This window comes from Cytobacillus oceanisediminis 2691 (genome assembly GCF_000294775.2).
Taxonomy (GTDB): domain Bacteria; phylum Bacillota; class Bacilli; order Bacillales; family Cytobacillaceae; genus Cytobacillus; species Cytobacillus pseudoceanisediminis.
The window spans coordinates 4,146,016-4,159,064 of the sequence record NZ_CP015506.1 but is presented as its reverse complement, the minus strand read 5'-3'; the positions used below and the strand labels follow the sequence as shown (position 1 = coordinate 4,159,064).

General features: G+C 40.5%; 11 protein-coding genes. 8 read left to right on the top strand and 3 right to left on the bottom strand.

Translation table 11 applies throughout. From position 1 onward, the window contains the following. Positions 1–321 precede the first annotated feature (321 nt). Complete coding sequence (locus A361_RS30040) at positions 322–681, top strand: hypothetical protein (RefSeq protein WP_157380206.1); 360 nt, start codon at positions 322–324, stop codon at positions 679–681. Positions 682–809: 128 nt separating this feature from the next. Next, positions 810–2,143 (top strand): IS3 family transposase gene (locus tag A361_RS29530; protein WP_099049179.1). Its coding sequence is split into 2 segments (ribosomal slippage): positions 810–1,182 and positions 1,182–2,143, totalling 1,335 coding nucleotides; the frame shifts between segments, so codons are not numbered across the junction. Between the two features lie 86 nt (positions 2,144–2,229). On the opposite strand, the gene ispG is transcribed toward A361_RS29530, so the two are convergent. The 3 genes from ispG to A361_RS20945 all read right to left on the bottom strand — a co-directional run bounded on the left by ispG (position 2,230) and on the right by A361_RS20945 (position 4,729). After that, positions 2,230–3,342: a flavodoxin-dependent (E)-4-hydroxy-3-methylbut-2-enyl-diphosphate synthase gene (gene ispG / locus A361_RS20955; RefSeq protein ID WP_180321107.1), complete on the bottom strand. Its 1,113-nt coding sequence runs from the start codon at positions 3,340–3,342 to the stop codon at positions 2,230–2,232. Positions 3,343–3,460: 118 nt separating this feature from the next. After that, on the bottom strand, positions 3,461–3,787 hold the full coding sequence (locus tag A361_RS20950; RefSeq protein WP_019380397.1) for a hypothetical protein: 327 nt from the start codon (positions 3,785–3,787) through the stop codon (positions 3,461–3,463). Positions 3,788–3,958: 171 nt separating this feature from the next. Next, positions 3,959–4,729, bottom strand: coding sequence for a DUF1189 domain-containing protein (locus A361_RS20945; RefSeq protein ID WP_019380398.1), 771 nt, complete (start codon positions 4,727–4,729; stop codon positions 3,959–3,961). Positions 4,730–4,963: 234 nt separating this feature from the next. Here A361_RS20945 and A361_RS20940 point away from each other — a divergent pair, with 234 nt between their 5' ends. The 6 genes from A361_RS20940 to A361_RS20915 all read left to right on the top strand — a co-directional run bounded on the left by A361_RS20940 (position 4,964) and on the right by A361_RS20915 (position 12,929). Then, a complete protein-coding gene (locus A361_RS20940; RefSeq protein ID WP_009332969.1) occupies positions 4,964–6,595 on the top strand; it encodes a Na/Pi cotransporter family protein in 1,632 nt (543 codons plus the stop codon). 152 nt (positions 6,596–6,747) lie between these two features. Continuing rightward, entirely contained in the window at positions 6,748–7,230 is a 483-nt protein-coding gene (locus A361_RS20935) for a DUF456 domain-containing protein (RefSeq protein ID WP_009332968.1), read from the top strand. A 210-nt stretch (positions 7,231–7,440) separates the two neighbouring features. Beyond that, positions 7,441–8,049: a superoxide dismutase gene (locus A361_RS20930; RefSeq protein WP_009332967.1), complete on the top strand. Its 609-nt coding sequence runs from the start codon at positions 7,441–7,443 to the stop codon at positions 8,047–8,049. A 141-nt stretch (positions 8,050–8,190) separates the two neighbouring features. Further along, positions 8,191–9,408 (top strand): MFS transporter, encoded by a 1,218-nt coding sequence (locus A361_RS20925; protein ID WP_009332966.1) that lies wholly within the window; start codon positions 8,191–8,193, stop codon positions 9,406–9,408. A 133-nt stretch (positions 9,409–9,541) separates the two neighbouring features. Continuing rightward, positions 9,542–11,722: a peptidoglycan D,D-transpeptidase FtsI family protein gene (locus A361_RS20920; protein ID WP_019380399.1), complete on the top strand. Its 2,181-nt coding sequence runs from the start codon at positions 9,542–9,544 to the stop codon at positions 11,720–11,722. 238 nt (positions 11,723–11,960) lie between these two features. Beyond that, complete coding sequence (locus A361_RS20915) at positions 11,961–12,929, top strand: PstS family phosphate ABC transporter substrate-binding protein (RefSeq protein WP_009332964.1); 969 nt, start codon at positions 11,961–11,963, stop codon at positions 12,927–12,929. Positions 12,930–13,049: the final 120 nt, after the last annotated feature.

Below are 13,049 nucleotides of genomic sequence, written 5' to 3'. Positions count from 1 at the left end.
GTTGCCTGAACAGGTATGAAAGTTAAACATTTACATCTTAAAAAGGGCTTATATCGCAAACACTATAAATGCTCCATTAAGCAATACTTTTTAGTAACACAGCAAAGGAAGCGAGGGATCATGATGGCAGACCAAGAGCGCAGTAATGAAGAGTATGACCTTCGATACAGTGAGCGGATTGGCGAAGCAGATCCAGATTATTCTGAAGAAGCTGCTGCAGAAATAGCAGCTCCAGGTATCTACGGCAGATCGCTGGATCGGGATGAGGAAAACGAAACAGCTGCAGTCCATGAAGATTATTCTGAAGAAGCTGCTGCAGAAATAGCAGCTCCAGGTGTCTACGGCAGATCGCTGGATCGGGATGAGGAAAACGAAACAGCTGCAATTCATGCAGATTATTCTGAGGAAACCTCTGCCGAAATAGCAGCGCCTGGTGTCTATAATAGATCAGCGAACAGGGATGAAGAAAATGAAACAGTTGCAGCCGGCAGAGGAGTCGGATATGCTGCCCTGGCACTTTCCATTTTATCTTTGTTTGTGCTGCCGGTTCTTTTTGGAGCAACAGGAATTGTCCTTGGTTTTATCGCACGCCGCAGGGGTTCAGAAAGCCTTGGGGGCTGGGCGATTGCAATAGGGGCTATATCCATTATTGTCGGTATGTTTATTCTGCCGTTTTTTTAGAAAAAGAAAAAAAGCCTGGCTCCCAAAATTTGAACTATACCCTAGATAGTGGACACTGATAAAAAAGTGCCCCTTTCTGGGGTTTTTTGTGTTTCAATAGTTTTAATGAATAAGGCGGAGGATTTTTTATGAGTAAGAATATCTATAATGAATTCCAAATGAAAGAGCTTGAAAAGAATCCTAATGTTTTGAGGGCTTCTGAGAGGTCAATCTCCTATAGTTCTGAATTTAAGATAAAAGCAGTGGCGGAGTACAAAAGTGGGAAAACACCATCGCAAATCTTTATTGAACAAGGCTTTGATCTCGAGATGATTGGCAAGGAACAGCCAAAACGTTGTCTTAAGCGTTGGAGAGAAACATTCGAAAGGTTCGGGGAGGAAGGTTTCCTTACGGAACGTCGAGGTAAAGGGAGCACTGGACGTCCTTCTTCTAAACAACTTTCCATTGAGGAGAAACTAAGGAAGGCTGAGGCAAGGATTAAATTCCTTGAGGCAGAGAATGACTTCTTAAAAAAGCTGGAAGAACTAGAAAGGCAGGCGTTGATGAAGAAACGATTCTAACGGCAGCTGAGAAGTTTTCTTTAATTGAGAAAACCATCAGAACATATCAGTTGAAAAAATCTGTTTCCTACCTGTGTGAACTGGCAGGCGTAAGTCGAAGTGGCTACTATGATTGGCTGAAGGCAGCACAATTACGGGCACAACGTGACGAGAAGGATCAATTGGATATAGAGTTAATTCGAGAAATATTCATAAGTAAAAAAGAAAAAGTAGGTGTCCTCCAGATCAAAATGATTATGGAGAATGATTATTCATCGGTAATGAACCACAAAAAGATTAGGCGTCTGATGGCAAAATATAATCTTGTAACAAAAGTAAGGAAAGCCAATCCTTATCGTAAAATGGCTAAGGCAACCCATGAGCATCGATCTTGTCCCAACCTCCTTAACCGAGAATTTAATCAAGAAGAACCAGGAAAAGTCCTGCTTACTGACATTACTTATCTCTATTTCGGAAAGGGACAAAAAGCATACTTATCCTGCGTAAAAGATGGAGCTACCAAAGAAATTGTCGCTTATCATCTATCCACTTCGTTAGAAATGGATATTGTATATAAGACGCTTAAAAAGTTAAAACAAGCTGTTGGCGATCATTTTCATCCAGAAGCCATACTGCACTCTGACCAAGGTTTCCACTATACCCATCCCCAATTCCAAAGCAAAGTAAAAGAACTTGGCTTAATACAATCGATGTCCCGAAAGGGAAACTGTTGGGATAACGCACCAATGGAAAGTTTCTTTGGGCACTTTAAGGATTTAGCAGAGTATAAATCATTAGATAATTTAGGAGATGTTAGAAAAGAAGTGGATCGAGTGATTGAGGAATATAACCAGCATCGTTATCAATGGGGCTTAAATAAAATGACCCCGGGGCAATACCGGGGCCATTTACTAGCCGCATAGGCGCTTTTTAAACTGTCCGTAAATCGGGGCACAGTTCAATTATTTGGTGCCAGGCTTTTTCTATTTCGGAAAGGGACAATATTGCCTTACGGCAGCAGGCTTTCTGCCTGTGCTTTTTCCTCTTCCTGTTTGGCAAAATACTCTTCAGCGATTTTGTCGATTTCAATCTTAAGTTCTTCAACCATTGTCTCTTCTGGAACTTTCCTTACAATCTGGCCTTTACGGAAAAGAAGCCCTTCACCGCGGGCACCTGCAATGCCGATATCAGCTTCCCTGGCTTCACCAGGCCCGTTAACGGCACAGCCCAATACAGCAACTTTAATTGGCGCTTTAATTTTTTGAATATAGTCTTCCACTTCATTTGCAATGCTGATTAAGTCAATCTCGATCCTTCCGCATGTTGGACAGGAAATTAATGTTGCTGCATTGGAAGATAACCCAAACACTTTAAGAAGTTCACGGGCAACCTTTACTTCTTCCACGGGATCTGCGCTAAGTGAAATTCTTAACGTATTTCCAATACCTTTGCTTAAGATTGCACCAAGTCCAGCGGCACTTTTTACAGTACCTGCAAAAAGTGTGCCTGATTCTGTTATACCTAAATGGAGAGGGTAGTCAAATGCTTGTGCTGCTTTCTCATAAGCCTCAATGGCCAAATTAACATCGGATGCTTTCATAGAAACGATGATGTCATGGAAATCAAGGTCTTCTAAAATTTTGATATGATGCAGGGCGCTTTCAACCATACCATCTGCAGTAGGATATCCATATTTCTCAAGGATTCTTTTTTCAAGAGAACCTGCATTTACACCAATGCGGATAGGGATGCCTTTTTCTTTTGCAGCCTTGACCACTGCTTCCACTTTTTCACGTTTACCAATATTTCCAGGATTAATTCGGATTTTATCTGCTCCGCCTTCGATTGCCTTCAATGCTAGCTTGTAGTCAAAGTGGATATCAACAACAAGCGGTATGTTAATTTGTCTTTTAATATCTGCTATGGCATTTGCAGCTCTTTCATCCGGGCAGGCAACACGCACGATTTGACATCCTGCTTCTTCCAGCCTTTTAATTTCAGCTACAGTCGCTTCAACGTCATGTGTTTTCGTAGTGGTCATACTCTGGATGAACAGCTCATTGCTTCCGCCAATTGTTAATGGCCCAACTTTAACAGGCCTTGTTTTAGTGCGATGTATAATTTCACTCAATGGAGATTCGCTCCTTTTTATCTTTTCATATAACAGCTGAGATGTATGCTGTTAGAGAAGGTTCCACTTTATTGTATCAATGAACCGCTGAAATTGACAAGAATGATGATTAGTTGTCCTGAGTATATTTTGGAAATTTATAGGTCGTCCCTGATTTAATGTCTTCAGGCTGCATTCCATTGTTTAATTCCGAGAAGTCTGACACAACCTGGTCTATGGCTACAGGAATGGGACCATCAAGGTTTAGTTCTATAATTGATAGAACTGTTTCTCCAGGATTGACCTTTTTTTCAAAATAGGGTTCACCTGTTTCTGTGGGGAGGGAACTTGCCTCCAATGCTCGCTTTTGTCCAGCGGGCAGTGTGCCATGATTAAGGTCATAAAAGATTACATATATAACTAGGATTGAAAGCAGTACTCCCGCAAGCTTCTTCATACTGGCCAAACCCCCTGCAAATAGCATGTTTACCCAATATGTATGCTTGTCCAAATATGATTAGACCAAAAAAAGTCCTCAATTTGTATTATTCTGCATTAATAACTGCTTTATTTATAAAATTACTCCTCTTTTTAATTGCAAAAATAAAAACGCGCCATTGGCACGTTTTTATTTAGAGCTATGAGATGGGACTTCCTTTATGGACAAGAGGAGGATGATAAGAGAAACAAACCAGTTAATAATCGCTCCGTTTTGCACTGCTGTCTGCAGGGCTGTCATGATAGTAAAGAAAATGGCTGGCAAAGTAATGCTGTAAGCAGACATGCGCCATAAATGACGATACTCCAATTTCTTGGCAAGAGCTTTTTTAATAAACAGACCTGCAAGTGCTAACAGGGAGATCTCGATAAATCGAATGCCCGCTGCAAAAATATAAATGACAATCGCTATTAAGGGAATAATAATCGGCATAAGCGATTCTGCAGATGCAAGGAAGTCTGATAAGTCATTTTTTGTTAGTGTGCCGCTTGTCAGTAATGTATATGGATATGTCTGTTCCTGTCCTTCGGCAAGTATGTAGACTTCATTTTTTAATAAGGCAATCGTATTGCCGCTTTCGGATAAAACAGAAGGGTCTACTGCTCCTGTCGAATCAATAATGATTGTAAAGTTATTTTTATTGAGGGTTACAGGTACTTCCTCCTCTGTGTGAAGCTGTCCTTCTGCAATTTCAAAATCCGGTAAATTACTGTCAATTGTTTCATCAATAGCATTTAAACCATTAATGATTGCCGAACCGGAATAAAACACGGTTGGCAGTGCTGATAGCAGGGTAAGGAAAAACACATACAAAATAGTCTTTCCTATGCCCTGATGACGAAATAAAGCGATATCTTTAGGAGAAAATAAGCTTTTATAAAACTGAAGAAAAATATTCATTTGGACACACCCTTTTTGAGATTCACTATTATATTTTAGCCAAATATCCAGATGTTACAAGTAAACGCGTTTGCAAGGTTTTTTTGGATTTTGTAACAAAAATGTAATATAAGTATGTAATGTTAAGGAATTGTAAATTTAATCCGCAACAGGTTTACATTTCTATAGGTTTCCATTAATAATTGTATGGGGTTTGATGAATCATGTCGAATAAACAGTTATAGGGGTTGGATAATGGTGGAACTTAATGTTCAGCAAATGCTTTTTGAGTTTTTGGGCGGGCTTGGTATTTTCCTTTATGGAATCAAGTTCATGGGTGATGGGCTCCAAAAATCAGCTGGTGACCGGCTGAGGGATTTATTAGATCGCTTTACTACAAATCCAATCATGGGTGTATTGGCGGGTGTTCTTGTCACCATTCTTATACAGAGCAGCTCTGCAACCACTGTTATTACAGTTGGATTAGTATCTGCCGGATTCATGACATTGCGCCAGGCAATAGGTGTTATTATGGGAGCAAATATCGGGACAACGGTAACTGCTTTCATCATCGGAATAGATATCGGGGAATACGCTTTGCCGATCATTGCTTTAGGCTCTATTCTATTGTTTTTCTTTAAAAGCAAAAAAGTTCACAATGCCGGTCAGATTGTATTTGGCTTTGGTGCATTATTCTATGGACTTGAATTAATGAGCGGGGGAATGAAGCCTCTTCGTACATTGGAAGCTTTTCATGACTTGACCGTAAGCATGAGTTCAAATCCAATTCTAGGTGTGGTTGTCGGAACAGTGTTTACTGTTATTGTTCAGAGCTCAAGTGCCACAATCGGTATTCTCCAAGGGCTGTTTTCTGAAGAGCTGATAAACCTGGATGCAGCATTGCCTGTTCTGTTTGGAGACAATATTGGAACGACCATCACAGCTGTTTTAGCCGCTATTGGAGCATCTGTTGCTGCAAGAAGAGCTGCAGCCGTGCATGTATTGTTTAACTTAATTGGTACTACTATCTTCTTGATTTTATTAAAGCCGTTTACATTATTGATTGAAACACTGCAGGGGAAAATGGATTTAAATCCTGAGATGACCATTGCCTTTGCGCATGGAATTTTTAATAGTACTAATACACTTATTCAACTGCCATTTGTAGCCGTGCTGGCATGGATTGTAACGAAGCTAATTCCGGGAGAAGATGCGGTTGCTGAATATAAAGCAAAACATTTGGATCCTGTTTTTATAGAACAATCCCCTTCGATTGCTCTTGGACAAGCTAAAGAAGAAGTGCTTCGCATGGGGGCATTCTCTTTACGGGGACTTGAAGAAACGGTTCAATATTTGAAAACCGGCAATCAAAAACATTCCGAAAGTGCATACCAGTTAGAGGACGCGATCAATAATCTTGACCGCAAAATTACGGATTACCTGATTAAGTTATCTACAAGTTCACTTTCAGCACATGAGTCGAACGAGCACACCGTGCTGATGGATACAGTAAGAGATATTGAGCGTATCGGTGACCATTTCGAAAATGTAATAGAATTGATTGATTATAAACAGGCAAATAAAGTGTCCATTACCGATTCAGCTATGGCTGATTTAGAACAAATGTTCAAATTGACCATTTCTACTGTAAAAGAAGCTCTTCAGGCACTGGACCACAATGATAAAATTGCTGCAGAGCATGTTGTAAAAAAAGAAGAAGAGATAGACAAGATGGAACGAAAGCTTCGCAAACAGCATATTCTTCGCCTGAATGAAGGAGTCTGCTCTGGCCAGGCGGGCATTGTCTATGTAGACATTGTCAGCAACCTTGAGCGTATCGGCGATCACGCGGTGAATATTGCTGAAGCTGTTTTAGGAGAAGAATAAATGGTAAAATAAGCAAGGGGAAATCCCTTGCTTATTTATTTTAAAATAAATAATGTAGAAATTTTGAAGTTAGATAAATGTCTAGCGCAAGCAGCCTGCCCCCTCGAGGTGTGGGCAAAGCGCTTTCATGTTTTCTAGAAAGGGTGCTGATCATGGAGATAATTTATTGGACGCTGATCATTCTGTTATTTATTATCGCTTTTGCGGGCTTGGTTTTTCCGATTATTCCAAGTGTGCTGTTTTTGCTTGGCGGTTTTATCCTGTATGGAATTCTTTTTTCTTTCGAACCTTTTAACTGGCTATTCTGGACGATTCAGGTGCTATTTGTCCTGCTGCTATTTGGTGCAGACTACGTAGCAAATATGATTGGGGTAAAAAAGTATGGCGGATCAAAAGCGGGTGTCTGGGGAAGTACAATCGGCCTGCTGGCAGGTCCATTTGTCATCCCTGTATTAGGAATTTTAATTGGGCCTTTTTTGGGAGCGGTCATTGCTGAACTCGCAGTAAATAAGGCCAGTTTCAATGATGCATTGAAGATCGGTTTCGGATCTGTAATCGGTTTTGTCAGCAGTGCAGCAGCCAAAGCGGTGATACAAGGGGTAATGATTATTTATTTTCTAATTGTGGTCCTTTGATGACCCGCTCGGGTGATTTGAATTTAATGGAATAATAAAAACAAATTAGGATATTGTATATATGTAGTAAAGCATTTTGTTTGAAACAAAAAACCAACTTTGGTAATCTTAAACTAAAGACCTTAGAAATATTCTAAAATCAGAATTTTATAAATGATTGGAGTGTTTCAGGGGGCTTAATAAAACAGATACATAGGGAGGAATTTTATTATGGCATTCGAATTACCGCAATTACCTTACGCTTATGATGCATTGGAGCCAAACATCGACAAAGAAACGATGAATATTCATCATACAAAGCATCACAATACTTATGTAACAAACCTTAATAATGCTTTAGAAGGAAACGAAGAGCTTCTTTCTAAAACTGTTGAAGAAGTAGTTTCTAACTTGGATGCCGTACCTGAAGCTGTTCGCACTGCAGTACGCAACAACGGCGGCGGCCATGCAAACCATTCTCTATTCTGGCAGATCATTTCTCCAAATGGCGGCGGTGAGCCTACAGGTGAATTAGCAGACGCTATCAGCAGCAAATTCGGAAGCTATGACAGCTTCAAAGAAGAATTTGCTAAAGCAGCAACAACTCGCTTCGGTTCTGGCTGGGCTTGGCTGGCAGTAAACAATGGCGAATTGGAAGTTACAAGCACCCCTAACCAGGATTCTCCTTTAATGGAAGGTAAGACACCAATCCTTGGGCTTGATGTTTGGGAGCATGCTTATTACTTAAAATATCAAAACCGCCGTCCTGAATACATCAATTCTTTCTGGAATGTTGTTAACTGGGATGAGGTTTCTAAGCGTTACAGCGCTGCAAAGTAATAAATGAAACAGCACGGCAGATTACATCTGCCGTGTTTTTTTGCTCCAAATTCCGGAGGCTTTCCCCTAATTTCTAAATCATTGCATAACCGCACTGTCTTTGTAGGAGACTACCCTTAGAACCAAAGGGGAGTTTTTTTTATGAGCAGATTTAAAAAACTGATCGGTGATGTCGATTTAACCAAAGACTTAACATTGCTTTTATTTATAGGGGGGCTTTATTCTTTAAGTGCTGCCCTTTCAAACACATTTGTTAATATTTATCTCTGGAAGCAGTCTGGTGAGTTCAGCGATCTGGCTTTATATAACCTGGCCATAGTGGTGCTTCAGCCTTTGACGTTTATCCTGGCAGGGAGATGGGCGAAAAAAATTGACCGTGTCATTGTGCTGAGAATCGGCGTGATTTTTTTGGCTCTATTTTATCTGACAGTGCTTTTCATTGGAACGAATGCCTCTAAATTTCTATTGCTTCTCGGGGCTCTGCTGGGAGTCGGGTATGGGTTCTACTGGCTTGCATTCAATGTACTCACTTTTGAAATTACTGAGCCGGAGAATCGCGATTTCTTTAATGGATTCCTTGGAATACTAACATCCGTTGGGGGTATGATTGGACCGATAGCAGCGGGTTTCATTATTTCAAGGATGGAAAAGTTCACGGGCTATTCCGTTATCTTCGGCATCTCCCTGACACTTTTTTCAATAGCGGTATTTTTAAGCTTTTTTCTTAAAAGGCGGCCAGCTGACGGAAGGTATTTATTTGGAAGAATCCTTGCAGAACGAAAAAACAGCATGAACTGGCGTATGATTACAAATGCCCACTTTTTCCAGGGGCTCAGAGAGGGAACCTTTATCTTTGTCATATCAGTATATGTTTTTATTTCAACTGGCAGTGAACTGGCTCTTGGTACATACGGATTGGTCAACTCAAGTATATCTTTTTTGGGGTATTTTCTTGTATCAAGACTTTTAAAGAAGGAATATCGCAAAAGGGCCATTCTTATTGGCGGGTTATTACTGTATGGTGCCATCTTCTTTATCGTTTTTGAGGTTACGTATCAAAAGCTGCTGATGTATGCAGCCACTATTGCTATAGCGTATCCTCTCCTGCTTGTGCCATATATCTCATTAACATATGATGTCATTGGCAGAGGCTGGAAGGCTGCAGAGATGAGAATTGAGTATATCGTTGTAAGGGAAATCTTCTTAAATGCAGGACGTATAGTATCCATTTTAGGTTTTTTAGCTGCCGTATCTTTTTTCAATGAAGAAAAAAGCATCCCTATTCTTCTCTTAATCATTGGGGCCGGGCATTCGGTCATATATTTATTCGTCAGGAAAATACAATTTCAGTCTGCATGAGAGAGAGGAAAATTCTCTCTCTTTTTTTTACCAGTAAAAATATCTCTGTCGAAAAAGGGTTCTTTATAGTATTTATTGTTATTTTCTTTTAGAATGGGGTTATGAGAATTTTTTAAAGGAAGTGTGCGTAATTTTGAATAGGAAGAAAAAGAAGAAGACCCATGTTCCTTTCCGTCTGAATATGCTCTTCTTTGCTGTGTTCTTATTGTTTTCCATGCTGATCCTCAGGCTTGGAATGGTTCAGATAGTTTATGGTGATGATTATAAGCGGGAGATTGAAAGAACGGAAGATGTTACAGTCAACAGCCCGGTGCCGAGAGGAAAGATGTTTGACAGAAATGGCCAGGTGATTGTTGATAATACGCCGCAAAATGCCATCACATTTACTAATAATGGATACAAGCAGGACGAAATGCTTGAGGTGGCAGAAAGGCTGGCCAAGCTAATACACAAAGATACTGAAAAAGTTCAGGAACGAGATAAGAAGGATTACTGGATTATGAAAAATCCTGAAGAGGCTGAAAAAAAGATCTCTAAAAAAGACAAAGAGAAGCTTGAAAAAAAGTATGAAGGCGACCAGAAAGAATTGGACAAAGCCATCTATCAGCTCACATTGGATCGAATTACAGAAGATGAATTAAGCGAATTGACAAAAGATGACCTTGAAGTACTTGCCATCTACAGAGAGTTTACAAGCGGATATGCATTAACACCGCAAATTGTCAAAAATAAAGAAGTCACTCCTGAGGAATTCGCGGTTGTCAGCGAAAATCTTCAAATACTTCAGGGAGTTGATACAACAACCGACTGGGAAAGGTATTATGCCTTCGGAGATACATTAAAATCAGTGCTGGGTAATGTGACAAGCTCTGATGAAGGGCTGCCGGCTGAACAGCTAGAATACTATATGGCCCGTGATTATAGCCGTAACGACCGTGTAGGAAAGAGTTATATTGAGATGCAATACGAAGAAGTGCTTCACGGCCAAAAGGCAAAAGTGAAAAATGTTACAGATAAAGCCGGCAATGTCCTTGAAACGGTACCCATCACTGATGGACAAAGAGGAAAGGACCTTGTGCTTAGCATTGATATGGATCTTCAGAAGGAAGTAGAGAAAATCATTGAAGAGGAACTGCGTGAAGCTAAGGCATCAGCAGGGACAGGATTATTGGACAGAGCATACGTTGTGCTGATGGATCCTCATACCGGAGAGGTTCTTTCAATGGCCGGCAAAAAGATTGTGAAGGATAAAGAGACAGGAAAATCTGTCATGCAGGACGATGCATTGGGCAACATCACTACTACTTATAATGTAGGTTCTGCTGTGAAGGGTGCTACAATTCTTACCGGATATAAGACGGGCGCCATTAACCCCGGAACCGTTTTTTACGACCGGCCTTTAAAAATTAAAGGAACACCTGTAAAAAAATCCTGGAGAAATTTTGGTGCTTTGAATGATATTAATGCGCTGAAATTTTCTTCCAACGTTTATATGTTTGAAACTGTCATCAATATAGGCGGCGGGAAATATGAGTATGAGCAGCCATTGCGGATAAATGAAAAAGCTTTTAGCACTGTAAGGGATTCCTTCGCTCAATTCGGACTTGGGGTCCGGACAGGAATTGATCTGCCGAATGAGCAAACAGGCTTTAAAGGGATGAGTACATTGCCTGGTTTCATGCTTGACCTTTCGATTGGCCAGTATGATACTTATTCCAATATGCAGCTTGCCCAATATGTTTCGGTCATTGCCAATGGCGGAAATAGGATGGAGCCTCATATAGTAAAGGAAATCCGCGAGCCATTGATGGAAAATAATGAACTTGGACCTATTGTCCAGGAAATGGAGCCGAAAGTCCTTAATCGGGTAGAGCTTGAAGCTGGCTGGATGGACCGTGTCCAGGAAGGCTTCCGCAGAGTCATGCAGGAAAAAGGCGGAACAGCTTACGGTTTGTTTGGCAGTAAGGACTATAAGCCGGCCGGAAAAACCGGAACTGCCGAGGCATTTTATGATGGACCGGAACGCAGCAAGTTTGGCAAAGAGCCGCCTGAAGTCATGAACCTAAGTCTTGTAAGCTATGCTCCGTCTGAAAATCCTGAGGTAGCTATGGCGGTATTAGTTCCATGGGCTTATCAGGGAAGCGTGGATCACGGTGCCAATAAAGAAATTGGAGAGCGTGTCCTTGATGCTTATTTTGATCTTAAAAAGGAACGGCATAAAAAGGGCGATGATAGTGAAGAATCTGTTCAAAAAGTGGAAAATATAGATGAAGTACTTGAAGGGCAGGAAGATGCCCGCAAAGAAGATGAATGAGTTTTGATAAACTGTCTCCTTATAAAAAGGGAGGCAGTTTTTCTTTTTCCTGAATATGAATTGCAAGCAGGCAATGACGGAAAGATAAATTAATGTTATACCTCTTATTCGACATATTTACACAAGAATCGTCCACATTTACAAAAGCTTTACAATCAGTTAAAACCGCGTTAACAGTAAACCCTTATTCTAATACTCGTAGGACAAAACAACCAATTTTCTTAGGGGGAATTCAGGAATGAAACGTCTTAAAAAAATGAGCCTTTTACTCATGCTGGCGGCTGTAATGGCATTCACTGCAGCTTGCGGAGGCGGAGATACAAATGAAGGTGCAAGCGGAAATGGCGAAAAAAGTGAAGAGCTGGAAGGCAGTGTAGTAATAGATGGTTCTGGGACTGTTTATCCATTTATGGCACGCATGGCTGAAAACTATATGGGAGAACAGGAAAATGTCTCTGTAGAAGTTAGCCGCTCCGGAACTTCAGCTGGCTTCAAGAAATTCCTTGCAGAAGACGGAACAGATTTTAACGATGCTTCCCGCCAAATTAAAGATGAAGAGAAAGCTTCTGCTGAAGATCTTGGCATTGATGTACAGGAAATGAAGGTTGCTTTGGATGGCATCACGATTGTCATCAATAAGGAAAATGACTGGGCTACAGAACTTACACAGCAAGAAGTTGTTGATATCTTCCTTGCAAGTGCAGGAAAGAAAAAATGGTCAGATGTTCGCCCTGAATTCCCGGATGAAGAAATTCAGACATATGGCCCAAATGAAAACCACGGCACTTACGAATTTATGTTTGAGAATATTCTCGAAGAACAGGATCTTCCTGAAAATATCAACTTACAGCAGGACTACTCAACTTTAGTGGATCTTGTCTCTAAAGATAAAAATGCCATCGGATTCTTTGGCTATGGTTACTATGACAGCAACAAAGATAAATTGACTGCAGTAAAAGTAGACTTTGGAAGCGGACCTGTTGAACCATCATTAGATACAATCAAAGAAGACGGAGATTATGCTCCATTTACACGCCCGGTATTCACATACTTGAATACAAATATGGCTAAAGAAAAACCGCAAGTGCTTGATTATGCTATTTATACAATGGAAAATGCACAGGATGTTGCAGCAGAAACTGGATTTGCTCCATTATCAGATGAAGATATCCAGGCTTCTCTAGATGCTTTGAACGGATTGAAGTAAGTGATTGAAAGTATTGTCATGGGAAGATGAGAAGTTTGCCTTCTCATCTTCTTGTGATGTTACTAGTTTTTTCCTTTGTAGTATGAGCTAAAGAGTACTTCTTTGGATGAGAAGGCTGAA

What these genes read in the sequence shown, in the direction of transcription:
- A361_RS20950 (WP_019380397.1), bottom strand. Translation starts at nt 3,787, where the DNA reads ATGAAGAAGCTTGCGGGAGTACTGCTTTCAATCCTAGTTATATATGTA.
- A361_RS20945 (WP_019380398.1), bottom strand. Translation starts at nt 4,729, where the DNA reads ATGAATATTTTTCTTCAGTTTTATAAAAGCTTATTTTCTCCTAAAGAT.
- A361_RS20940 (WP_009332969.1), top strand. Translation starts at nt 4,964, where the DNA reads ATGGTGGAACTTAATGTTCAGCAAATGCTTTTTGAGTTTTTGGGCGGG.
- A361_RS20935 (WP_009332968.1), top strand. Translation starts at nt 6,748, where the DNA reads ATGGAGATAATTTATTGGACGCTGATCATTCTGTTATTTATTATCGCT.
- A361_RS20930 (WP_009332967.1), top strand. Translation starts at nt 7,441, where the DNA reads ATGGCATTCGAATTACCGCAATTACCTTACGCTTATGATGCATTGGAG.
- A361_RS20925 (WP_009332966.1), top strand. Translation starts at nt 8,191, where the DNA reads ATGAGCAGATTTAAAAAACTGATCGGTGATGTCGATTTAACCAAAGAC.
- A361_RS20915 (WP_009332964.1), top strand. Translation starts at nt 11,961, where the DNA reads ATGAAACGTCTTAAAAAAATGAGCCTTTTACTCATGCTGGCGGCTGTA.